General features: G+C 40.8%; 25 protein-coding genes and 1 other annotated feature. Of the genes, 2 read left to right on the plus strand and 23 right to left on the minus strand.

What is annotated here, in order from left to right; all coding sequences use genetic code 11:
- Positions 1-105: 105 nt before the first annotated feature.
- The 21 genes from HMPREF2802_RS07625 to HMPREF2802_RS07720 form a co-directional block, all read right to left on the minus strand.
- Positions 106-714, minus strand: a complete 609-nt coding sequence (locus tag HMPREF2802_RS07625; protein ID WP_070503396.1) for a class I SAM-dependent methyltransferase — start codon at positions 712-714, stop codon at positions 106-108.
- Between the two features lie 225 nt (positions 715-939).
- Positions 940-1,308 carry a 50S ribosomal protein L7/L12 gene (gene rplL / locus HMPREF2802_RS07630; protein WP_002471479.1) on the minus strand — a complete coding sequence of 123 codons (369 nt, stop codon included), beginning with the start codon at positions 1,306-1,308 and terminating at the stop codon, positions 940-942.
- Between the two features lie 92 nt (positions 1,309-1,400).
- A complete protein-coding gene (rplJ, locus tag HMPREF2802_RS07635; protein ID WP_002471508.1) occupies positions 1,401-1,910 on the minus strand; it encodes a 50S ribosomal protein L10 in 510 nt (169 codons plus the stop codon).
- Positions 1,911-1,966: 56 nt separating this feature from the next.
- Positions 1,967-2,111: a sequence feature (ribosomal protein L10 leader region), on the minus strand.
- Between the two features lie 110 nt (positions 2,112-2,221).
- On the minus strand, positions 2,222-2,917 hold the full coding sequence (rplA, locus tag HMPREF2802_RS07640) for a 50S ribosomal protein L1 (RefSeq protein WP_002471498.1): 696 nt from the start codon (positions 2,915-2,917) through the stop codon (positions 2,222-2,224).
- A gap of 337 nt (positions 2,918-3,254) precedes the next feature.
- Positions 3,255-3,677 carry a 50S ribosomal protein L11 gene (gene rplK / locus HMPREF2802_RS07645; protein ID WP_002471514.1) on the minus strand — a complete coding sequence of 141 codons (423 nt, stop codon included), beginning with the start codon at positions 3,675-3,677 and terminating at the stop codon, positions 3,255-3,257.
- Between the two features lie 170 nt (positions 3,678-3,847).
- Positions 3,848-4,396, minus strand: coding sequence for a transcription termination/antitermination protein NusG (gene nusG, locus HMPREF2802_RS07650; RefSeq protein WP_049408642.1), 549 nt, complete (start codon positions 4,394-4,396; stop codon positions 3,848-3,850).
- A gap of 14 nt (positions 4,397-4,410) precedes the next feature.
- On the minus strand, positions 4,411-4,590 hold the full coding sequence (gene secE, locus HMPREF2802_RS07655) for a preprotein translocase subunit SecE (RefSeq protein WP_002471485.1): 180 nt from the start codon (positions 4,588-4,590) through the stop codon (positions 4,411-4,413).
- 138 nt (positions 4,591-4,728) lie between these two features.
- Positions 4,729-4,872 (minus strand): 50S ribosomal protein L33, encoded by a 144-nt coding sequence (rpmG, locus tag HMPREF2802_RS11860; RefSeq protein WP_002471506.1) that lies wholly within the window; start codon positions 4,870-4,872, stop codon positions 4,729-4,731.
- Positions 4,873-5,062: 190 nt separating this feature from the next.
- Complete coding sequence (locus HMPREF2802_RS07660) at positions 5,063-5,650, minus strand: RNA polymerase sigma factor (protein WP_070503398.1); 588 nt, start codon at positions 5,648-5,650, stop codon at positions 5,063-5,065.
- Positions 5,651-5,719: 69 nt separating this feature from the next.
- Positions 5,720-6,247 carry an NYN domain-containing protein gene (locus HMPREF2802_RS07665; RefSeq protein WP_002471491.1) on the minus strand — a complete coding sequence of 176 codons (528 nt, stop codon included), beginning with the start codon at positions 6,245-6,247 and terminating at the stop codon, positions 5,720-5,722.
- Positions 6,244-6,993 carry a 23S rRNA (guanosine(2251)-2'-O)-methyltransferase RlmB gene (rlmB, locus tag HMPREF2802_RS07670; RefSeq protein WP_049408648.1) on the minus strand — a complete coding sequence of 250 codons (750 nt, stop codon included), beginning with the start codon at positions 6,991-6,993 and terminating at the stop codon, positions 6,244-6,246. The genes HMPREF2802_RS07665 and rlmB overlap by 4 nt, the downstream gene beginning before the upstream one ends.
- Before the next feature lie 4 nt (positions 6,994-6,997).
- On the minus strand, positions 6,998-7,387 hold the full coding sequence (locus tag HMPREF2802_RS07675; RefSeq protein ID WP_002471515.1) for a Mini-ribonuclease 3: 390 nt from the start codon (positions 7,385-7,387) through the stop codon (positions 6,998-7,000).
- Positions 7,387-8,790: a cysteine--tRNA ligase gene (gene cysS, locus HMPREF2802_RS07680; RefSeq protein WP_070503400.1), complete on the minus strand. Its 1,404-nt coding sequence runs from the start codon at positions 8,788-8,790 to the stop codon at positions 7,387-7,389. The genes HMPREF2802_RS07675 and cysS overlap by 1 nt, the downstream gene beginning before the upstream one ends.
- Positions 8,774-9,403 (minus strand): serine O-acetyltransferase, encoded by a 630-nt coding sequence (gene cysE / locus HMPREF2802_RS07685; RefSeq protein WP_049408674.1) that lies wholly within the window; start codon positions 9,401-9,403, stop codon positions 8,774-8,776. Before cysE ends, cysS begins: the two co-directional genes overlap by 17 nt.
- 541 nt (positions 9,404-9,944) lie before the next feature.
- Entirely contained in the window at positions 9,945-11,399 is a 1,455-nt protein-coding gene (gene gltX / locus HMPREF2802_RS07690; protein WP_070503402.1) for a glutamate--tRNA ligase, read from the minus strand.
- 436 nt (positions 11,400-11,835) lie between these two features.
- Entirely contained in the window at positions 11,836-12,894 is a 1,059-nt protein-coding gene (locus HMPREF2802_RS07695; RefSeq protein WP_049409019.1) for a PIN/TRAM domain-containing protein, read from the minus strand.
- 129 nt (positions 12,895-13,023) lie between these two features.
- Positions 13,024-14,394, minus strand: a complete 1,371-nt coding sequence (gene radA / locus HMPREF2802_RS07700) for a DNA repair protein RadA (RefSeq protein WP_049408658.1) — start codon at positions 14,392-14,394, stop codon at positions 13,024-13,026.
- A 340-nt stretch (positions 14,395-14,734) separates the two neighbouring features.
- Positions 14,735-17,218 carry an ATP-dependent Clp protease ATP-binding subunit gene (locus tag HMPREF2802_RS07705; RefSeq protein WP_070503404.1) on the minus strand — a complete coding sequence of 828 codons (2,484 nt, stop codon included), beginning with the start codon at positions 17,216-17,218 and terminating at the stop codon, positions 14,735-14,737.
- A gap of 11 nt (positions 17,219-17,229) precedes the next feature.
- Positions 17,230-18,240 (minus strand): protein arginine kinase, encoded by a 1,011-nt coding sequence (locus tag HMPREF2802_RS07710; RefSeq protein ID WP_002471489.1) that lies wholly within the window; start codon positions 18,238-18,240, stop codon positions 17,230-17,232.
- Positions 18,233-18,781 carry a UvrB/UvrC motif-containing protein gene (locus tag HMPREF2802_RS07715; protein ID WP_070503406.1) on the minus strand — a complete coding sequence of 183 codons (549 nt, stop codon included), beginning with the start codon at positions 18,779-18,781 and terminating at the stop codon, positions 18,233-18,235. Before HMPREF2802_RS07715 ends, HMPREF2802_RS07710 begins: the two co-directional genes overlap by 8 nt.
- A 16-nt stretch (positions 18,782-18,797) precedes the next feature.
- On the minus strand, positions 18,798-19,259 hold the full coding sequence (locus HMPREF2802_RS07720; protein ID WP_002471510.1) for a CtsR family transcriptional regulator: 462 nt from the start codon (positions 19,257-19,259) through the stop codon (positions 18,798-18,800).
- A gap of 160 nt (positions 19,260-19,419) precedes the next feature.
- Between HMPREF2802_RS07720 and HMPREF2802_RS07725 the strand changes: the two genes are divergently transcribed.
- Positions 19,420-20,634, plus strand: coding sequence for a NupC/NupG family nucleoside CNT transporter (locus HMPREF2802_RS07725; protein WP_070503408.1), 1,215 nt, complete (start codon positions 19,420-19,422; stop codon positions 20,632-20,634).
- Between the two features lie 201 nt (positions 20,635-20,835).
- On the opposite strand, the gene pdxT is transcribed toward HMPREF2802_RS07725, so the two are convergent.
- Positions 20,836-21,411, minus strand: coding sequence for a pyridoxal 5'-phosphate synthase glutaminase subunit PdxT (gene pdxT / locus HMPREF2802_RS07730; RefSeq protein ID WP_002471516.1), 576 nt, complete (start codon positions 21,409-21,411; stop codon positions 20,836-20,838).
- 1 nt (position 21,412) lies between these two features.
- Complete coding sequence (gene pdxS / locus HMPREF2802_RS07735) at positions 21,413-22,300, minus strand: pyridoxal 5'-phosphate synthase lyase subunit PdxS (RefSeq protein WP_002471502.1); 888 nt, start codon at positions 22,298-22,300, stop codon at positions 21,413-21,415.
- A 199-nt stretch (positions 22,301-22,499) separates the two neighbouring features.
- Here pdxS and HMPREF2802_RS07740 point away from each other — a divergent pair, with 199 nt between their 5' ends.
- A complete protein-coding gene (locus HMPREF2802_RS07740) occupies positions 22,500-23,882 on the plus strand; it encodes a MocR-like pyridoxine biosynthesis transcription factor PdxR (protein WP_070503410.1) in 1,383 nt (460 codons plus the stop codon).
- The last annotated feature ends 75 nt before the right edge of the window (positions 23,883-23,957 follow it).

Below are 23,957 nucleotides of genomic sequence, written 5' to 3' on the forward strand. Positions count from 1 at the left end.
GTTGAACCTATTAGCAATTTACTTTGTTATTTTATACGTAAAAGTACACACTTATTGAACATAAATTTTAACATTCTATAACTATATCAGAATAAGGCGTCTAAATCAACCTTTTGAGCTCTTTAATATATAATAACCCTTGCTTTTGTCAAGTACTTCGACGTTTCCAAATACAGCTTCCATCTTCTTCTTAGCGGATGCCATTCCTTGTTTCTTCTGAATCACGACAAATAACGCTCCATCAGTCACTAGCGTACGAAACGCATCTTCGATAATGCCATGTACAACCGTCTTACCTGCACGGATAGGCGGATTCGTAACGACATAGTCTTGGCTCTCATCAGCAATATCAGCAAGCCCATCACTATAATGCACCGTTACGTTGTCAAGTTGGTTAGCCTGTGCATTCTTCTTCGTGAGTTCAAGCGCACGCTGATTAACATCGACGAGCGTAACTGAATCGTGTGGCGCGACTAGCGCAAACATCAACCCGATAGGTCCATAGCCACAACCCACATCCACAATACGCTTCGTCGGACCAGGTGTATGATCTTTCAGAAACGTACGAACGAGCAAATCAGATCCGAAATCAACCTTCCCTTTCGAGAAGACACCGGAATCCGTCGCTAGTTTCAGATTGTAGTGTTTGTAAGTATAGGTAAAATGGGTAATGTCGCTCTTCACATCAGGACGTTCATCATAATAATGGCTCATGGTTGCACCTCTTTTAGTACTTTCTCAAGTGTTTACTAATAATACAAAACCCCGTTATCTCAATAACGGGGTTTTCATTTCTCAAAGTGTCAGACTAGAAATATTCTTGTTTCAGATTGAGTAGAACTACTCAGCTTGCAAGCATTTCTTGCCTGCACTCTGCGAATTCTGTTAAGTCGTATTTAAAATCTCTTAGGAGATTTCGAAGACGTATGGGCAGCAGAATTATTTTAATTCTACTGAAGCACCTACTTCTTCTAATTGTTCTTTAAGTTTTTCAGCTTCTTCTTTAGGTAAAGCTTCTTTGATTACTTTAGGAGCGCCGTCTACTAATTCTTTAGCGTCTTTTAATCCTAAGCCAGTTGCTTCTTTAACAGCTTTAACAACTTTGATCTTAGAAGAACCAGCAGAAGTTAATTCAACATCAAATTCTGTTTTTTCTTCTGCAGCGTCGCCGCCACCTGCTGCACCGCCAGCTGCTACTGGAGCTGCTGCAGTTACACCAAATTCTTCTTCAATTGCTTTAACTAAATCGTTTAATTCTAATACTGACATTTCTTTAATTGCTTCAATGATTTGTTCTTGATTAGCCATTATTTTATTCCTCCATTTTTAAAAGTTTTTCACGAAAAGATATATGTCTCTTCGTCTTAGATTAAATTGTAACGTTTATGCTTGAAACGCTATTATTCAGCGCTTTCTCCTTCTTCTTCGCGAGATTCACCCACAGCTTTAACTGCATAAGCGAAGTTGCGTACTGGTGCTTGTAATACTGAAAGAAGCATAGATACAAGACCGTCGTGAGATGGTAAAGAACCAACAGTTTTAACTTCATCTGCTGAGATTAAGCTTCCATCCATGATACCTGTCTTAATTTCGATAGCGTCGTGTTCTTTAGCGAAACCTGCGATAACTTTCGCTGGTGCAACAACATCTTCAGTTGATGTAGCTACAGCAGTTGGTCCTACTAAGAACTCGTCTAAACCATCGATACCAGCTTGTTCTGCTGCACGGCGTAACATAGTGTTTTTGTAAACTTTGTACTCAACACCTGCTTCACGTAATTGTTTACGTAATTCAGTTACTTCCGCAACAGTTAATCCACGGTAGTTAATGAAGACAGTTGAAACTGAGTTTTCCAATTGTTCAGCAATCTCAGTTACATGTTGTTTTTTAGCTTCAATAATTGCAGACATTCAGACACCTCCATTTTTAAAAGTTTTGGTGCTTTTTTATCTTGAGTTATGTAGTGAACTCAATAAAAAAAGCACTTTCTACCCACGGCAAAAAGTGCTTGAAACTTTCATTAATCACGTTCAAGTCAATTTTAGCCTCGGTAGGATAAATTTTAAGTTATTTCTAACTCCTACTGTCTTAGGTAAAATAATCACACTAACCAATATAACGGTTAGCACATAGTTTGTCAATAACTATTTTCATAAAAAGTATTTAGCGTAAAAACAACAGGCTAAGCACGGAAGCACTCGCCTGTTGTGAGAATTTATAATTATAGTTTGAAGCTTGAAGTATCAACTTTGATACCAGGACCCATAGTTGTTGTAACGTTTACTGATTTGAAGTAAGTACCTTTAGAAGAAGATGGTTTCGCTTTAGTTAACACATCTTGTAAAGTTCTAAAGTTCTCTACTAATTTATCAGTATCGAATGATGCTTTACCGATTGAAGCATGTACGATACCAGCTTTTTCAGCACGGTATTCAACTTTACCTGCTTTGATTTCTTCTACAGCTTTTTTAACATCCATAGTTACTGTGCCTGTTTTAGGGTTTGGCATTAAGCCTTTAGGTCCTAATACACGACCTAGTTTACCAACTTCGCCCATCATGTCAGGTGTAGCAACAACTACGTCAAAGTCGAACCAACCTTGTTGGATCTTGCTTACGTATTCAGATTCACCTACGAAATCTGCACCTGCTTCTTCAGCTTCTGTTGCTTTGTCACCTTTCGCGAATACTAATACACGTTGAGATTTACCAGTTCCGTTTGGAAGCACAACAGCGCCACGGATTTGTTGGTCGTTCTTACGTGTATCAATACCTAAACGGAACGCTACTTCTACTGACGCATCGAAGTTAGCAATGTTCGTTTCTTTAGCTAATTCAATCGCTTCTTCAACACTGTAGTGCTTTTGGCGATCTACTTTTTCAGCTACTTCTTGATACTTTTTACTTTTTTTAGCCATTTCGTTTTCCTCCTTTAGTGGTTTTAGCGGAATTTCCTCCCACATTTGAGAATGAACAATCAATCTATCATACGTTGATTGTCACATTCTAGTTAGGATGACGTGTTTCTCCTTGTTGTTCACTCGAAGAACAACTTTCGCATATAGGTCATGCCTAACGGATGATGTTCAGTGTTTCTTCCTAAACATCTGAGAGCAGACGACAAGCTATATTCTTATACGCTAACCTACATGATTGTAGTAAGTTAGTGTCTGTCGCTATACCTTTGAACTCAGGATAGTGTTCTTCTGATAGCTGCCATCTGCTTCTATCTTCATATCAATTTCATTTCAATAATTATTCTACTACGATACCCATACTACGGGCAGTACCTTCAACGATACGCATAGCTGCTTCTTCACTAGCTGCGTTTAAGTCTTGCATTTTAGTGTTAGCAATTTCGCGTACTTGATCTTTAGTTACTGTAGCAACTTTGTTTTTGTTAGGTTCGCCTGAACCTTTTTCAATTCCAGCTGCTTTTTTAAGTAGTACTGGCGCAGGTGGTGTCTTAGTTACGAATGTGAATGAACGGTCTTCATACACTGTAATTTCTACCGGAATAATTAATCCTGCGTCCTCTTGCGTACGTGCGTTGAATTCCTTACAGAATCCCATGATGTTCACACCTGCTTGACCTAATGCTGGACCAACTGGTGGTGCTGGGTTTGCTTTACCTGCAGGAATTTGTAATTTAACTACTTTTTCTACTTTTTTAGCCACGATGTGCACCTCCTTGATATCGTGATGTGGTCATAGGACTGAGTTTTGCCCTCCCACTCTATACATTTCGTGACGAAATGTAGCGCTCTAAAAGCGCGACCACAGTATTATAACATCAACACTAAATAAAAATCAATAGTCATTTAGTGTTGATGTGTTCTCTTTAAATATTATAACTTTTCAATTTGATCAAATTCGACTTCAACTGGCGTCTCTCTTCCGAACATGTCTACAAGCACAGTCAGTTTAAACTTGTCCGCTTCAACTTCTTCAACTTCACCTAATTGGTTCGCAAATGGACCTGAAGTGATGCGAACTTGTTCGCCGACTTCAACTTCAACATCGATAGTCTTCTCGTTCATGCCCATTTGTTTCAAGATGAAACGCGCTTCTTCTGGTAACAACGGGTTAGGCTTAGAACCTGCACCAGCAGAACCGACGAAGCCAGTTACACCAGGCGTGTTTCTCACAACATACCATGAACGATCTGTCATGATAAGTTCAACGAGCACATAACCCGGGAATGTCTTCTTCGTTTGTGTCTTCGCTTTACCGTCTTTGATTTGTGTTTCCTCTTCTTCAGGTATGACAACTCTAAATATTTGTTCTGTCATATTCATCGATTCAACACGTTTTTCTAAATTTTTCTTTACTTTATTCTCATAACCAGAATAAGTATGTACTGCATACCAACGCTTTGCGCCAACTTCTTCAGACATGTCGTCACTCCTAACTATTTAATTAACTCTATTACTTGTTTAATTCCAATATCTAATACAAAGAAGAACACTAAGAAGAATACTACTGTTGAAACAACGATGACAGTGTATTTAAACAATTCTTCTTTCGTTGGCCAACTCGTTTTTTCCATTTCAGACTTAACGCCTTGGAAGAAATTCTCTTTTTTAGCCATAACGAAACCTCCATATCCACTATATTATCGCGTAGTTACATTGACTCACATCTCGGAGATTACTTCCGCATCTTTAGAATCTCCATCACTCATGTTCTATAACGTCTCTTTATCTTTCGTATACAACACGCTTTAACATCACTTTGATTCTTTGTGAAGTGTATGTGCATTGCATCGAGGACAGAATTTCTTTAACTCCAAACGCGTCTGTCGATCGCTTGTCTTGTGCACATTGTAGTTTCTTGAACCACATACTTCACAACTGAGTGGAACTTTATTCAATAATCTCACCTTGCTCATTATAATACCAGTATACTATACCTAAGAAATATTGAAATTGTCAAACTTCATCCATCTTGTAGAGAAGGTTTGTAAAACTTCCTAAATCCTATTATAAAAGCTTAATATCACTACTTTTACCAGCCTTAAACATCTGCCCTAAGCAGCACAAGCTTTCCGCAAAACTAGACTTTCAAACTTTATCTCTCGTGGTTATAAGCGCCTCTCTCAACTTGACCTTAGCGCGATGAATCGCGTTGTAAATCGCTTTAGGATCTTTATTGAGTAACGTCGCTATTTCTTTAATCTCAAAACCTTGAATTATGAAATAAATCACAGCGCGTTCAATGCGACTCAAAGTTTCGATGTGTTGGGCAAGCACTACTCGCTCTGATTCGGCCGTAATCAATGTCACAACCGGATCTTGAGTCGTCACTTCTTGATATTCCGTGCGGCGATCGTTAATTAAACTCTCTTGTCTAATTTCACATTTAAGGGCGTAGCGTAGATAATCGTTCTTTACCGACTTGACGACTTTCCTCACATAGTGATCGAGAGGCTGCCGATCTTTAAATTCAAAGTGCGGAATCACTCTCAATAACTTGAGCATCGTTTCTTGGTACAAATCCTCTTTGTCCACTTGAGGCATGCGATAACATCGCAGTTGCGCATGGACGATTTCATGAAGACGTGGGTAATAGAATTCAAATTGTTGTCGTTCTTTCAATGTTAATGGTGTATCAATTGTGGAAGTCTTAAGGGGAATCTTTCTTGGGGTCATAGCCTCTGTCCTTTCGTTGAAGTAAAGCTATGATAGTCGATTCCCTTTTAAAAAATCAATCCCACAAAATCAGTCATTTCCACGGTGTCCACGTCTGATTTTCTCAAATTCTTCAAGAATTTCATTCGAGAGGTGAATTCGCGTACGTGGCTTCTCTTCACTATAGCCTTTGAGCGATTTAGACACCTCTATCTCGTTCTCTTTCAGATTGCGCCACATCTCTCTCGAGGATATACGGTAGGCACCTGCGCCAAATATCGCATGTTGCTCACTCATATCACTCGTCACTACTGTAATATGGCGCGTATGTTTATCGTACAAGTCATACACATAACGTTCAATGAAGCTATCAGCCGTTTCTTTCTCTTTAGTAAACACGGTCTTCACGCCATGATAGATGTGCTCATTCTCCACACCTGCTTGCTCGTAAGCATCGAACACACAGACAATCTCATCCGCCACGACTGCATTGTAATTCGCAATGGCAATCAACAATTGTTCACGCGCTTCCTCAAGATTCTCCTTTGCTAAGCGACTCAACTCTTTCGAATAACCGATCATGTTGTAGCCGTCGATGATGAGGTAGCGGTCTTTCATGAGTCTGCTCCGATATCGTGACGTTTACGATAGACCTCGTACATCATTAAGCTTGCTGCTACTGACGCATTCAAGCTGTTCACATGGCCTACCATCGGAATCTTGATATAGAAGTCGCACTTGTCCTTCACTAATCGGCTCATCCCTTGTCCTTCACTGCCAATCACTATCGCAAGCGACATGTTGGCGTCCATTTGTCGATAATCTGTAGCATTATCCGCTTCAGTACCAACCACCCAATAGCCTTGATCTTTCAACACTTCAATCGTTTGGGCCAAGTTTGTCACACGTATAACGGGCACGTGTTGAATGGCTCCTGTAGAGGCTTTAGCTACGGTTTGAGTCAACGAGACAGAGCGACGTTTCGGGATGATGATTCCATCGACTCCACTCGCATCCGCTGTTCTCAATATGGATCCTAAGTTATGTGGATCTTCCAAGCCATCGAGTATCAGCACAGTGGACAAATCGTCCTGCGAGGCTTGTTGCGCTAAGAAATCATCAAGCGCTGTATACTCGTACGGTGCCATAATGGCAGCGACGCCTTGATGAGGTGCATCTGCAAGTTGGTCTAATTTAGATTTAGGAACTTGCTGTACTACTAATTTATGAGATTTTGCTTTTTTTAAAATGTCATTTAATTGTTGTTTCTTTGCACTATCTTGTACCAATATTTTATTTATCGCATGGCCTGAAGTGATTGCTTCTTTAACGGCATGACGACCTACAATGACTATCTCTTCCACCTCGTCACTTCCTTTCATTAACGATGTCTATAATGTGGTCAAGTAATGATGAGAGTCGTGTTTCTTCTTGCTCTAAATAGAGGTAGCCGAGCACTGCTTCCAACCCGGAGCTCTTACGGTAGGTTTGAATATCTGTATTCTTAGCTTTCGTATGACTTTTAGCATTACGGCCTCTACGCATAATATCTTGCTCTTCTTCAGTTAGATAGTCCTCTTCCATTAAGTAATCTAACGTTTGCGCTTGGCTCTTAGCTGAAACATAGCGCTTCGCTACTTGGTGTAAACGATGTGGCTTACTTTGTAATTTCAGTACGATATACGTTCGCACATGCTGGTCGAGTACAGCATCCCCGAGATACGCAAGTGTCAGTGGATTGAGTAGCTTAGTCTTCATTATTTACCTCGTTTGTAGCGTACGCCTTGAGGTGTGTCTTCAAGAATAATATTCTGTGCTTTCAATTCATCGCGAATCTCGTCTGCGCGTGCAAAGTTCTTAGCTTTACGTGCTTCTTCACGTTCTTCAATCAACGCTTCGATATCTGCATCAAGCAATGCTTCTGACTCTTTACCTTTTAACGGTACGCCTAACACATCACTAAATATTTCGTTAACCTCCATGAGACGTGCAATCACACGTGTAGACGTCGTTTGTTCAAGTAGATATTTATTCGCTAATTTCGCCAAGTCATACCAAGCTGTGATCGCGTTGGCAGTGTTAAAGTCGTCGTCCATTACTGTTTCGAAATTGTTTAAAATGGCATCGATTTCAGTTAAGTAATGTTCTTGATCTTCCACATTCGTCGTCAATTCTGCACGTTCTTCAAGTGCTTGGTAACTGTTGCGAATACGCTCTAAACCTTTACGCGCCGCATCTACAAGCTCTAAATCATAGTTGATAGGACTACGGTAATGCACGCTAATCATGAAGAAACGAAGCACATCTGGATCAATCTCTTTGATGATGTCATGTACGAGTACGAAGTTGCCTAAAGACTTACTCATCTTCTCGTTGTTGATATTGATGAAACCATTATGCATCCAATAATTAGCGAATGGTGCATGGTTATGCGCTTCAGATTGAGCGATTTCGTTCTCATGGTGAGGGAATTGTAAATCTGTTCCACCTGCGTGAATGTCGATTGTAGCGCCTAGTTCATGATACGCCATTACAGAACATTCAATATGCCAGCCTGGGCGACCTTTGCCGAATGGACTATCCCAACTGATTTCACCTGGTTTCGCTTCTTTCCATAAAGTGAAGTCTAAGGCGTCTTCTTTCGCTTCGCCTGACTCGATACGCGCACCGACCTTCAAGTCATCGATAGATTGATGGCTTAACTTACCATAATCTTTAAATTGACGTGTTCTAAAGTACACATCTCCATCGCTTTCGTAAGCATAGCCTTCATCGACGAGTTGTTGGATAAATTTAATGATATCGTCCATGTGATTCATGACACGTGGGTTAGAAGTTGCTTTTTTAACATTTAAAGCACCGATATCTTCGTAAAACGCATCGATGAAACGATCTGCAATTACCGGAACAGGTTCGTTGAGTTCGTGTGAACGTTTAATCAATTTATCGTCTACGTCTGTAAAGTTTGAAACGTACTCCACTTCGTAGCCACGATATTCAAAATAACGGCGCACCACGTCATAGTTAATTGCCGGACGTGCATTGCCGATATGAATGTAGTTGTAAACGGTCGGACCACATACGTACATCTTCACTTTCCCTGGTTCAATCGGTTTGAATGTCTCTTTCTGGCGTGTCAGCGTATTATATAATGTAATCATCTTGTATCTCTCCATTTTTAGTTTTCTCGAGTTGCTTTTCTAACTGCTTAAGTTGTTCGTAGATAGGGTCAGGCAAGTTGCGATGATCAAATGTCTTACCGATACGACGGCCATCTTGTTTAACTACATGACCCGGAATACCTACTACTGTAGAGTAACTTGGTACAGGGCGAAGTACGACAGAATTCGCACCAATATTCACATTGGAATCGACTTTAATATTACCTAATACTTTAGCCCCTGCAGCAATAAGTACGTTGTCACCGATGTCAGGGTGACGTTTCCCCTTCTCTTTACCAGTACCACCGAGCGTAACACCTTGATAAATAGTCACGTTGTCACCGATACGGCAAGTTTCACCAATGATCACACCCATACCATGGTCGATAAACAAGCGTCGACCTATTTGAGCGCCTGGATGGATTTCAATTCCTGTAAAGAAGCGTGAAATCTGTGAAATTAAGCGCGCTGTGACATACTTCTCTTTTTTGTAAAACCAATGCGCAACCAGATGACTCCACACTGCATGAAGTCCCGGATAAGACATCACTACTTCAAAAGTTGTTCGTGCAGCCGGGTCTTGTTCGAAAACCATTTTCACGTCGTCTCTCATTCTCTTTATAACTTTAAACACGTTAAATTCCTCCCCTTGTAAGAAAAGCACCCCTAACAAATATGTTAGAGGTGCTATGCACGGTTCCACTCTTTTTAAATGTGAGCTATGACGAGTCTGGATATAACTAAAAGATATTTCGAGCGTGACTTTCGACTATCTCAAATGCCAAGTTCTATTAATGTTCCAGGCTCACTCACAATTTCTCTCTTCAATGGTATTTAGTTTCATTCACAGAGGTGCATTCCGTCAAGTTCGAGTGATATGCTCACAGCAACCGCATACTCTCTGGACACTCGTATCATACTGCTTAACTTGCGTACTTAGCCTCTGCACGTTAAACGCTCAATGATGCTGATATCTTGTTTAAATCATCTAGCAAATTCGATGAGCATACTTACATACTCTTATCTCTATAAACATTTGCTAGCTTTAGTACAATCATAGGTAATTTAGCACTTAATTTCAAGAAGAATAATCGGTCTTCTTGAAGCTTTTTTAGCCACCTATGCGAGCTACCTCACTCTTAAAGCATTATAACTTATAAATAAGCTTTTAAGCGTTTCAATACTTTGTCTTTACCTAGTACTTCCATCGTATTTGGTAATTCTGGTCCATGCATTTGGCCAGTTACCGCAACACGAATTGGCATAAAGAGTTGTTTCCCTTTGATGCCTGTTTCTTTCTGAACAGCTTTGATTGATTTCTTAATGTCAGTCGCTTCAAACGGTTCAAGTTCTTCTAATTTACCATATAAATGACTCATCAATTCAGGAACTTGTTCACCATTGACTACTTCTTGTTCTTCTTCACCCAACTCTTGCTCGTCACGGAAGAACATTTCAGAAAGTGGCACAATTTCGCCTGCGTAACTCATTTCTTTTTGGTAAAGCGCTACGAGTTTGCGACCCCAATCAAGATCTTCTTCTGATGGTTGTTCTGGTAGTAAGTTCGCTTTGATAAGGTGAGGCAATGCCAATTCAAAGACTGTTTCAGTGTCTTTCTGTTTCATATATTGGTTGTTCACCCATGCTAATTTCTGTTTATCGAAGAATGCAGGTGATTTAGATAAGCGTTTTTCATCAAAGATTTTAATAAACTCATCTTTAGAGAAAATTTCTTCTTCACCTTCAGGAGACCAACCTAATAATGTGATGAAGTTGAATAATGCTTCAGGTAAGTAACCTAAATCACGATATTGCTCGATAAATTGCAAGATTTGGCCGTCACGTTTACTTAACTTCTTACGTTCTTCGTTAACGATAAGTGACATGTGACCGAAGCGTGGTGGTTCCCAACCGAAAGTATCATAAATCATCAATTGTTTAGGTGTGTTAGAAATGTGGTCGTCACCGCGAATGACATCTGAAATTTCCATGTAGTGATCATCAATAGCTACCGCAAAGTTGTACGTTGGTACGCCATCTTTCTTCACGATAACCCAGTCACCGATATTATTAGAATCAAATTCGATGTCGCCTTTAACCATATCTGTAAATTTGAAAGTACGGTCTTTTGGCACACGGAAACGGATAGAAGGTTGACGTCCTTCCGCTTCAAACTGTTGTCTTTGCTCTTCAGTTAAATGTGCATGCTGACCACCGTAACGAGGCATTTCGCCACGTGCGATTTGCGCTTGACGCTCTTCTTCTAACTCTTCTTCAGTCATGTAACATTTATATGCTTTATCTTCATCTAACAATTGTTGGATGAGTGGATTGTAGATTTCGGCACGTTCAGATTGACGATAAGGACCATGGCCTTTGTCTTTATCTACAGATTCGTCCCAATCGATACCTAACCATTTTAAATTGTCGAATTGAGATGATTCACCATCTTCTAAATTACGTTTGCTGTCCGTATCTTCAATACGAATCACGAAATCACCATCATAGTGGCGGGCAAACAAATAGTTGAATAATGCAGTTCTCGCATTACCGATATGCAAGTAACCTGTTGGACTTGGTGCGTATCTTACTCTTACGCGATTACTCATTCCATTCACTCCTGTAAAAGATTTTTAAACCATGTAATTAAGCTGGGACAACATTAAACGATACTCATTTTTCAATAGCGATGTTTTAAACATCATATACTAATCTAATTTAACGTCCCAAATGCTTTCTAACTAAGATTCACAATTTCTATTTCCATAATACATTGTCGTTGATTATTGATTTGAGAAAGCATACGTCTAATTTGTGGACAAAGTAGACATTCGATAATTATTGTAGCACTTAATATACTGTAATGATAACCCCTAGGCTCAGATATTTCTTTTCAAACCTCTAACGCAACGCGTCAACGCCTATAACTTGTTGTTCCTCACTCCCGCACATGTAATTTCACGCGTCCACCAACTCTTGATATACGCAAATAGTTAAGGTTTCATGTGAAACAACGTCCACACGAAACCTCTTCAACACTATTATTTAGTTAATCATTTTCGCAAAGATAATTCGGCCAGATGATGTCTGCAGTAGACTGATGACTTCTAAATCCACATGCGAGCCCACATATTTCTTCGCATGATCCACGACCACCATTGTGCCATCTTCAAGATAACCTACTGCTTGGCCCGCTTCTTTCCCCATTTTAGTCAATAGAAGGTTGAAACGGTCGCCTTGATGCACAGTCGGCTTGATGGCCTCAGATAAGTCATTAACGTTTAAGACCTGCACATCGTGGACATGGCACACTTTGTTAAGGTTAAAATCAGTCGTGATCACCTGTGCATGATAATGCTTCGCTAATTTAATGAGCATCGTATCGATTTCACTATGCGAACGGGTCGGATGGATGATTTGAGTTGGATAATCCGTATCATATAACGCATTAAGTATATCCAGACCCCGCTTGCCTTTCTCTCGTTTCACACTGTCATTCGCATCTGCAATGATTTGTAACTCGTTCACTACACCTTGAGGAACGAGAATTTCGCCGTCGATAAAACCACATTTAATAATATCTAAGATACGGCCATCAATAATCGCACTCGTATCGATAATCTTTGGCACCGCGTGTCGTGCATTCATGGATACGGAACGTGCCATACTTTCTGGAAGAAAGACGAGCATTTCATCCCTTTTACGTAAACCAAACTGAAAGCCTAAATAGCTGAGCAAGATGGTAATGATGACGGGAACGAAGTGATTGAGCAGGGAGTTACCTATAATTTCAAAGATGAAAGAGACCATTACCGAGATGAGCAAGCCGATGATTAAACCTACAGCTGCAAAGATAATCTCAATCGCGTTATGACGCATAATCATATGTTCACAACGCTTCAACGCACGTGATACTGCTCGGATAAACCAGCCAAAGATGACAAAGAATAATAGAATGCCGAGCAAACCATCGATATACTTGTTAAGTAGTATGCTGGTGTCACCTAGGCCTAAATCAACGATAATGGTCGGCAACAAATAGACGCCGACACTTGCGCCTAGCACGATATAGCATAAGATGACGACAAATCGGATAGCATTCAACGTAACTTCTCCCTTCTAAACTCATAGGTAACCATGTCTACCTCAATCATTTCAGTAACTGAATCTCTTTAAATATATAACAACTCATGGGTGCATCACAACTCTATTATGATACTTGGATATACACGTTTAACCTCTGCCTAAAGCAAAGCTCAAGGCTTCGTGCACGTTCTTCACACCGATAACTTGAATCGATTCAGGGAAGGTCCATCCTCCAATATTAGATTCTGGTATAATAATACGTTTGAAACCAAGTTTAGCCGCTTCCTGCACACGTTGCTCGATACGTGATACACGTCTAACTTCTCCGGTTAAACCAACCTCTCCAACGAAACAGTCTAATCCATCTACAGCCTGGTCTTTAAAACTTGAAGCTGTGGAAATAATCACGCCTAAATCGACGGCTGGCTCTGTCAGTCTAACTCCGCCTGCCACTTTAATATAAGCATCTTGTTGTTGCAGGAGATAGTTCTCTTTCTTCTCAAGCACAGCCATGAGCAAGCTCAAACGATTATGATCGATGCCCGTAGCCATACGTCTTGGGTTGTTAAAAGTCGTTGGTGTCACGAGTGCTTGTACTTCGATTAACAACGGTCTCGTACCTTCCATAGTGGAGACAATAGTTGAACCTGGCACGTTGGTTGAGCGTTCTTCGAGAAACATTTCTGAAGGGTTCTTGACCCCTTTCAGACCACTTTGTTTCATCTCAAAGATTCCCATTTCGTTCGTTGAGCCGAAACGGTTCTTCACTGCACGTAAGATACGGTAAGCATGGTGTTCGTCACCTTCAAAGTAAAGTACTGTATCCACCATGTGCTCAAGTAAACGTGGTCCTGCAATTTGACCTTCTTTCGTCACGTGACCGACGATGAATGTAGCAATGTTATTCTGTTTCGCGATATTCATTAAGCTCTGCGTACTTTCGCGAACTTGAGAAACGGAACCTGGCGCTGAACTGATGTCTGGATGGAAGACAGTTTGAATAGAGTCAACGACGAGTAAATCAGGTTTCAATTTAACTACGGTATCGTGAATAATTTCTAAATCTGTTTCAGCAAAGACGTTCAAGTTGCTGGAATCTTCATCGAGACGATCTGCACGAATCTTCGTTTGGTTGAGTGATTCCTCACCTGTGATATAAAGTACGCTGTAAGACTGCGATAACGCAGCACAAATTTGAAGTAAGAGCGTCGATTTACCTATACCTGGATCCCCGCCAATAAGCACGAGTGATCCCGTTACGATTCCGCCACCGAGTACACGATTGAACTCTTCTGATTTACTTTTAATTCTAGGCGTCGTTTCATGATGCACTTCGTTTAATTTCTGCACCTTGGAATGAGATTCACGACGTCGCACACCATGTTTCGGACTTGACTCTTTGCGTTCAACGACCTCTTCCATTTGGTTCCAAGCACCGCAACTTGGGCATTTACCCATCCATTTAGCTGATTGGTAACCACATGCCATACATTCAAAGACTACTTTCTTCTTCGCCACGGTCACACCTCCATCAAATAGTAACAAATCTATTCTAACCCCATCACCCCACAAAGACAAATAGAGCGCGATAGCATGAGTAAAGTTCATTGAGGTGAGGATTTCGTAGTCTTATCCCTCACATAGATGCCTAGCATGATGATGATCAACAGCCCATAAGTCACTGAGTCTGCAGGCAGCTACTGCAAAGCGATATTCTGAGAAATACTTTTCCGCTATTGAAAAACGGCAACTTCTACTTGGCTCGTAGAAATTGCCGTCACTGATTTAAACAGGATGTTTATCTCATAATTCTAGTTATGTCATGGTACTCCTTTACTTCGCAGGAAAAATCTCATTTCTATGATTCTGTTGTTTCTTTATCATCATCTTCTGCTGTGTTATCTTGTTCATCTTCTTGACGTTCTTCAATATTATATTGGAACTCATTACCATCGTGGTCGATGATGACATCTTTACCTTCGAGTTGATTACCTGCAAGGATAAGTTCACTTAAGTTATCTTCAACCGTCTTCTGAATTGCACGGATTAACGGTCTAGCACCGTACTCAGGATCATATCCTTCTTCAGCAATCTTCGCTTTTGCTGCATCTGTTACTTTAATAACAATGTCTTGTTCAGCGAGACGATCCGTAAGTTTGTTAACCATCATCGTTACAATTTCTTTCAATTCGTCTTGAGAAAGTTTGTGGAAGACGATAATGTCATCGACACGGTTTAAGAATTCTGGGCGGAAAGCATTTTTAAGCTCTTTCATCATCGTCTTGCGGATTGTTTCGTAATCATTATTTTCAGAAGCTCCGCCGAATCCTGCAAAGCGTTGATCTTGAAGTTCTTGTGCACCAACGTTAGATGTCATGATAATCACTGTGTTACGGAAGTCGACTGTACGGCCTTTCGTATCTGTTAAGTGACCGTCATCAAGAACTTGTAATAAGATATTGAAGACATCTGGGTGTGCTTTTTCAACCTCGTCAAAGAGAATAACTGAGTAAGGTTTACGTCTTACTTTCTCAGTTAACTGACCACCGTCATCGTGACCTACATAGCCTGGAGGCGCTCCGACTAAACGACTCACAGCATGTTTCTCCATAAACTCACTCATGTCAACGCGAATCATCGCATCTTCTTCACCAAACATAGATTCAGCTAATGCGCGAGCGAGCTCCGTCTTACCTACACCTGTAGGACCTAAGAAGATAAAGCTGCCGATTGGGCGTTTAGGATCTTTCAAGCCAGCACGTGCACGGCGCACAGCTTTACTGATAGAGTCCACTGCTTCTTTCTGACCGATGACACGCTTGTGTAACGTATCTTCAAGGTTGAGTAAGCGTTCAGATTCAGTTTCATTAATCTTAGTTAATGGAATGCCTGTCCAACCAGCGATCACTTCAGCAATGTCTTCTTCAGAAAGTGCTGTGTTATCGCCATTTTGGGCATTTTTCCATTTGTTATTAGCTTCTTCGTATTGTTTTTCTAATTTTGTTTGTTTGTCACGAAGGTTCGCTGCATTTTCGAATTCTTGTGCGTGAACAGCAGCATCTTTTTCATTTTTTACTTGTTCAATTTTTTGTTCGATTTCTTTTAAATCTGGTGGTGTGGTATGACTTTTAAGTCTTACTTTAGAGCTTGCTTCGTCGATTAAGTCGATGGCTTTGTCTGGTAAGAAACGATCTGAAACGTAGCGATTGCTGAGTTTCACTGCCGCTTCTAACGCTTCGTCAGAAATGTTGATGCGGTGATGTGCTTCATAGCGGTCGCGTAAGCCTTTTAAGATTTCTACCGTATCGTCTACAGTTGGTTCATCGACTTGGATTGGTTGGAAACGACGTTCAAGTGCTGCGTCTTTTTCAATATTTTTACGATATTCGTCTAACGTTGTCGCACCGATACATTGTAGTTCACCACGTGCGAGGGCTGGTTTTAAAATGTTAGACGCATCGATAGCACCTTCAGCGCCACCTGCACCTACGAGCGTGTGTAACTCGTCGATGAAGAGAATGACGTTACCTGCATGGTGAATCTCTTCCATGACTTTCTTCAAGCGCTCTTCGAATTCACCGCGATATTTCGTACCCGCTACGACTGTACCCATGTCGAGTGACATGACGCGTTTATTCTTCAACGTTTCAGGCACTTCGCTATTGACGATAGCTTGAGCTAAACCTTCTGCAATCGCAGTCTTACCTACACCAGGTTCACCGATGAGCACTGGATTATTCTTAGTACGGCGACTCAACACTTCAATAACACGTGTAATTTCTTGGTTACGACCGATAACTGGGTCGAGTGTGCCATCTTTCGCAATGACAGTTAAGTCACGCGCTAAGCTGTCGAGCGTAGGTGTGTTATTTGATTTATTTGCTTGTGTATTCTTATTACCTGTGTCAGGACTGCCAAGCGCTTTAACCACTTGGGCACGCGCTTTCGTAATATTAAGGTCTAAGTTAGCAAAGACACGTGCGGCTACACCTTCGTTCTCACGGATTAAACCGAGGAGAATGTGTTCTGTACCGACGAAGTTGTGGTGTAATTTACGTGCTTCGTCCATGGATAATTCGATGACCTTCTTCGCTCTAGGTGTGTAATGCAAGGCACCCATTTGTTCTTGGCCATGTCCAATTAACTTCTCCACTTCTTCAATCACTTTATCTTCAGTAATACCGAATGACTCGAGCACTTTAGCTGCAATACCTTCAGGCTCTCTCATGAGTCCTAATAGCAAGTGCTCAGTTCCGATATTAGAATGGTTTAAGCGAATCGCTTCTTCTTGAGCATGTGCGAGTACACGCTGCGCACGTTCTGTCAATCTACCAAATAGCATAGCTTGACCTCCTATTGTAAATATTTTCTCAATCTATCTGCACGCATTTCATTAATTGATTTCTCATCGTTCTCATCAATTAAGAAAGGCGATTGTATTTCTGTCATTAACGTATTGAAATTGAACTCTGGCATATCAATGTAGCCCAAATCAATACCTAATTTCACTTCACTCAATCGATAGGAGGCTTCCTCCATCGAAATCAATCTACTATATTGGAGAATACCTAACGAGCGATACACACGGTCTTTCGTCTCAACGTGATTGTGTCGATCGAGGCGTTCTCGTATTTGTAATTCTTCGTTAATAATTTGTTGAACCACTTCTGTAAGACTTTCGATGATGTCCTCTTCTGTTCTACCTAATGTGAGCTGATTTGAAACTTGGTAAATGTGTCCGAAGACTTGAGAGCCTTCACCGTAGATACCGCGAATCGTAAAACCAAAGCGGTTAATCGTTTGAGCAATACGATTCATACGTTTCATTATAGACAAGCCCGGTAAGTGTAGCATCACACTTGCTCGCATGCCTGTGCCTATATTGGTTGGACACGTTGTTAAATAACCAAGTTGTTCATCGTAACTAATATCTAGAGCTTCATCAAGTTGATCATCCACTTTGGACGCTTGTTCAAACAGTTCATTCAATTTTAAATCAGCGCCCATGGCTTGGATGCGAATGTGGTCTTCTTCGTTCAACATAATACTTAACGATTCGTCTTCATTCAACATCACACCTGAAGCAGGTCGCTTAATCAAGTCAGGACTGATTAAATGCTTTGCTACAAGCTGATGTTTACTCTGTTGATCCATCGTATCTAAACGCTTGAGCTCTAAATCAGGCAAAGCGTCTTGTACTTCGTTAATCACTCGATGTCCTTCATGTTCAGATGGAAACATCAGGGGATGGACGTAATTCTCTAAATTTCGAGCTAGGCGAATTCTTGAGGACATGACCACAGGACTTAAGTCATCGTTATCCATCCAGTCATTGGAATATGGACGGTGTTCTGCGTCACTCATGCTCATCCACCTCCCGACCTTCTTTCAATGCTTTAATTTCATCTCTGACTACTGCTGCTTGTTCAAAAGCTTGTTCCTCAACGAGTTGGTTGAGATAGGACGTCTTCTCTTCAATTTGTTTTTTCAGTGCAAGCTTTTTATATGAGGAATGAGGTGTCTTACCGATATGCTCAAATTGACCGCCTTGAACTCGGCGTACGATATCGATGATGTCCTCTTTAAACGTCGCATAGCACTCAGGACACCCAAGTTTGCCTACATGCGCAATGTCATTTAAAGTCATGTGACAACCCGGACAGTGTTTTTCTTCTTTCTGCGTCAGCTCTTCAAAGTTTATACCGTGCTTTGCTGCTAAATGTTGTAGAATTTGTTTAACTACAAAAGCACCTTCGATGTCATCTTGATGTACTTGTTGTGATTCCGTCCATGGATTACCACCTTGTGCGCAAGTAACGCAAACCCATCTTTCTTCTGTACCATTATGCCCTTTTACTGCGACTTTGACTTCAGCCTCGTTTAAATGGCAATTCTCACAGAGCACTGTTTAACACCTCACTTTAGTAGTAATTGATGACAGGCAATAGCCGTTTGAGTATATTCGCACGAACGATATCGCGAGACATCACGTCCATTTGCAGTGTTTCTCTATCTACTATGGCGTGTATCATCTTAGATTCTCGTTCAGTAATATGACCTTTTTCCAACAAGCCATCTATAATGTAATACGCTTGTTGTTGTGAAATAGATGGACCTATCAACGTGAGTAAGTGGTTGATATAACCTGTGGCATCTTTCGTTTCTACTTTAGTGATGCGGATGTAACCGCCACCACCACGTTTACTTTCTATTTCATAACCATGTTCGTTAGTAAATCTTGTCTTGATTACATAGTTGAGTTGCGAAGGTACACAATCAAAACGCTGTGCTATCGTTGCACGTTGAATTTCAACAACGTCTTCATTGGTGTCTTCAAATAAGCGCTTAATGTATTGTTCTATGATGTCGGACATATTGTGCATGATTATCACCTCTTTTTGACCTTCTTTGACTATATTATATGACCAACTTTGACCTTTTTCAACCAATATGATTTAAATTTTTCTTGAATATGGATGTTGAATCGGAGCGTTTTATTGTATGATAGAGTATGAAAAATTTTAAAAGGGATGAATAATTACGATGCATATCATTATCGGCATTATAGGGATCTTAGTCTTCTTAGCACTCGCTTACATATTTAGCTCAGACCGCCGTAATATTCGGTGGCGTTATGTAGGGTTGCTCATACTCTTGCAACTCATCTTTGCTTTTATCTTGTTAAAAACAAAAGTCGGTATCGCAGTTATCGGTGGTATTTCGGATGGCTTTAACTACCTGTTGAAGCAAGCAGCTGAAGGTGTCAACTTCGTCTTCGGTGGTTTCAAATACGTGAATCCAGACAATCCACCATTCTTCTTTAACGTATTGTTACCGATTGTCTTCATTTCTGCGCTTATTGGTATTTTGCAGTACACACGCATTCTACCTATCGTGATTAAATACTTAGGTTTAGCGATTTCATTTATCAGCGGTATGGGCCGTTTAGAATCATATAACGCAGTAGCTGCAGCGATTCTCGGTCAATCTGAGGTCTTTATTTCTTTAAAACGCGAACTGGCGTACATCAATAAGCAACGCCTCTACACATTGACCGCTTCTGCAATGTCTACCGTCTCAGCTTCGATCATTGGTGCGTATTTCTCACTGATCGAGCCACGCTACGTCGTAACAGCTGTGGTACTTAACCTATTCGGCGGATTTATCATTGCGTCAATCATTAATCCTTACCGTATTGATGAAAAAGATGACAAACTGATTATTGAAGAAAGTGAAGTAAAGAAACAGTCATTCTTCGAGGTATTAGGGGAATATATTCTCGATGGATTTAAAGTTGCAGTCATCGTTGGAGCAATGTTGATCGGTTATATCGCAATCATCGCGCTACTTAACGGAATCGTTAGTGCCGTCTTTACTTTCCTTTCAGGTGGTCATATTTCTTGGGACTTCCAAACACTCATCGGTTTCGTCTTCGCCCCATTTGCTTTCCTTACAGGGGTACCTTGGCACGATGCAGTTCATGCGGGCTCAGTAATGGCAACGAAACTTCTATCCAACGAGTTCGTAGCGATGGAGCACTTAGGTAAAGTGAAAGGTATTTCAGAGCACGCACGCGGTATCGTCTCCGTCTTCTTAGTATCCTTTGCGAACTTTAGCTCAATCGGTATCATTTCAGGAGCGATTAAATCATTAAATAGTGAGAAAGGTGACATGGTTGCTCGTTTCGGATTGAAACTTCTCTTCGGTGCCACACTCGTTTCCTTTATTTCAGCGACAATTGCTGGCTTCTTTATTTAATATCTGAATGTCGAAGCAGAGAATCTCTCAGGGTTCTCTGCTTTTTTTAGTTAGCTAGAGGTGGATAAAATGCGGGTGGAAGGAGGGGGGTAGTGTGCCATGCGTCATGTCAGAGATCCTCCATTTGCTATTCCACCTTAAAAGAAGCAAACCAAACAAAAAAAGCCGACACACAAGGTGTCGACTCCATTCATTATTTAATTAGGCTGTTGTTTGTTGATGTTTCGCTACAATTTCCTCGATGAAATATGCTGTTACGCGGTAATCATCAGTAAGCTCTGGATGGAATGAAACGCCGAGGTATTGGTCTTGTTGTACGGCAACAATTTTACCTTCTACCTCGCAAAGCACTTCTGCATCGCCGTAAACATCGGCAATGTGTGGTGCACGAATAAACACGCCTTCTACGTCATCTGCCACACCTTTAATCGTCAGTTCTGATTCAAAGCTATCCACTTGGCGACCAAATGAATTACGCTCCACAGACACATCTAGCTTACTTAAATAGCCCTCTTCACCTACGATATCTTTCGCTAACACGATGAGACCTGCGCAAGTTCCGAAGATCGGCATGTCTGATTCAGCTAGAGCTTGATCGAAGCCGTAAAGCGTCATGAGGCGACGTAACGTAGTCGATTCGCCACCAGGCAAGATGAGCCCATCAATCTCATCCAGCTGTTCTACTCTCTTGATAGCAAGCCCTTCGTGACCACTGAGTTCGATGTGACGAAGATGCTCACGAACAGCCCCTTGTAATGCGAGTACGCCAATCTTCATCTTACCAACCACGCTCTTGCATACGTTCTTCAAGAGACAATTGGTTAATGTCCATACCTTTCATGGCAGTACCTAACTCTTGAGCTAATTTACCGATTAATTCGTAATCTTGATAATGCGTAGTCGCTTGGACAATCGCTTTAGCAAATTTCTCTGGATCTTCAGATTTAAAGATACCTGAACCTACGAATACACCATCTGCACCTAATTCCATCATTAACGCAGCGTCTTGAGGTGTAGCTACACCGCCTGCCGCAAAGTTAACTACAGGTAAACGACCGTTGTCTTTGATTGATTTCAACACTTCATATGGCGCACCAAGGTTCTTCGCTTCAGTCATGATTTCGTCGTCATTCATCACTGTTAAACGACTTACTTCAGAGTTCACTTGACGCATGTGACGTACTGCTTCAACGATGTTACCTGTACCTGGTTCACCTTTCGTACGTAACATCGCAGCGCCTTCACCAATACGACGTGCTGCTTCGCCTAAGTTACGGCAACCACATACAAATGGTACTGTGAATTGATCTTTTAATAGGTGGAACTCTTCATCTGCAGGTGTTAACACTTCAGATTCATCGATATAGTCCACGCCCATTGATTCTAAGACGCGCGCTTCTGTGATGTGACCGATACGTGATTTCGCCATTACCGGAATAGATACAGCATTCATTACCTCTTCGATAATTTTAGGATTTGCCATACGTGCTACGCCACCAGCTGCACGAATATCAGATGGTACACGTTCAAGTGCCATGACTGCTACTGCACCTGCTTCTTCAGCGATCTTAGCTTGTTCTGCGTTTACGACGTCCATGATAACGCCGCCCTTTTGCATTTCCGCCATTCCACGTTTTACACGTTCTGAGCCTGTTACTTTAGACATAATATCAAATACCCCTTTACTTTATGATAGTTGTCAGTAAGCGCACGTTTATGCAATTCTTTCGCTTAAACGCTTAGCTGACTGGGCTTCAGTGCATCTCGGCACCTTAGCCAGATTATTTCTTGATTATGTTTATTGTAAAAGATAAACTGATAGTGTAAAAGACACAGTTTCAGATAAAATTAGGAGGTCAGATTGAATGTCAGCGTCACCCTTGTACATCAAACTTTACGAAGATTTAAAGCAACAAATCATTGAAGGACAATATCAATCCGGCGATAAGTTTCCTTCTAAACGCGCATTGCAGCACCATTTATCCGTCAGTAACACTACCATTGAGCATGCATATCAATTCCTACTTGATGAAGGCTATATTTATTCGAAACCCCGTTCTGGCTTCTATGTGTCAGATATTGAGTCGTTACCTGCGATTCCGAGTGATGACTTTCCTTTTAATATGAATGAAGATGAGTTTGATAGTGGCGCGATGAACGACCGTTCTACTCAATATCAATATGAGTTCAATTTATCGGAAATAGATGTCGAATACTTTCCATTACAACAATTTCGTAAAGCAGCACGTGATGTCTTTGATGAATCACATCTGTCACTTTTACATCACGGACATCCTCAAGGTGAAGGGATTTTACGTCAACAAATCGCTCATTATATTTTTAACAGTAGAGGAGTGACAAGCCATCCGAACCAAATCATCATTGGTTCCTCGACAGAACAGCTTATCAATTTGTTGACTGATATACTTGATGATTCTCAATTTATTATTGAGCAGCCTAGTTATCCGCCTATTAAACAAGTGTTGGATAAGAAATCGATTCCTTATATTCAGAACGAAGTGACGTCAACTGGAATGCGCATGGACAACTTATATGACGTTCCAAATAACATTGTTTATGTAACTCCTTCACATCAGTTTCCAACCGGCTATGTGATGAATTTGAAAAAACGCACTCGTCTCATTCAATGGGCTCAGCAACAAAGCGACCGTTATATTATTGAAGACGATTATGATTCTGAATTTCGTTATTTTGGGAAACCCATTTCTGCCCTTCAAAGTTTAGATACGAAAGATAAGGTCATATACCTTAGTACATTCTCTAAATCACTGTTTCCAAGTTGCCGTATTGCCTATATGACCTTGCCTAAAATTTTGCTAGAGCGTTATCATGCGCTTCTTCATAAAGGACGTAATACAGTCCCAGTCCATCTTCAACATATCGTTGCACAATTCATGCAAGGAGGTAGTTTTGAACGCCATCTCAACAAGATGAGAAAGGTATACCAAGATAAACTTACCTTTATTTTAGAACAAATTCAGAAGTACGATGACCAGTTGATAGTAGATGGCACGTTAACAGGAATGCACTTTACCCTTACAGTTGATAATGGCCTAACTTTAGAAGAATGTATGTCACGGGCAGAGACACAGAATTTACGCATTATCCCTTTTAATTGGTACGATGATACGGAAACAAAGCCTAAATTTATTATCGGTTATGGCGGTATTCCCTTTGATCAGTTAGAAGCACATACGAATGCTTTGATAGAGGCATTAGTAGTTTGAAAAAGAGTTGTGAGGATAGGTTTTATATACGAAAAAAAGAGACCTTTTTCAGGTCTCTTTTAATGATTGCCTGGC

The organism is Staphylococcus sp. HMSC071G07 (genome assembly GCF_001811435.1).
Lineage (GTDB): Bacteria > Bacillota > Bacilli > Staphylococcales > Staphylococcaceae > Staphylococcus > Staphylococcus pettenkoferi.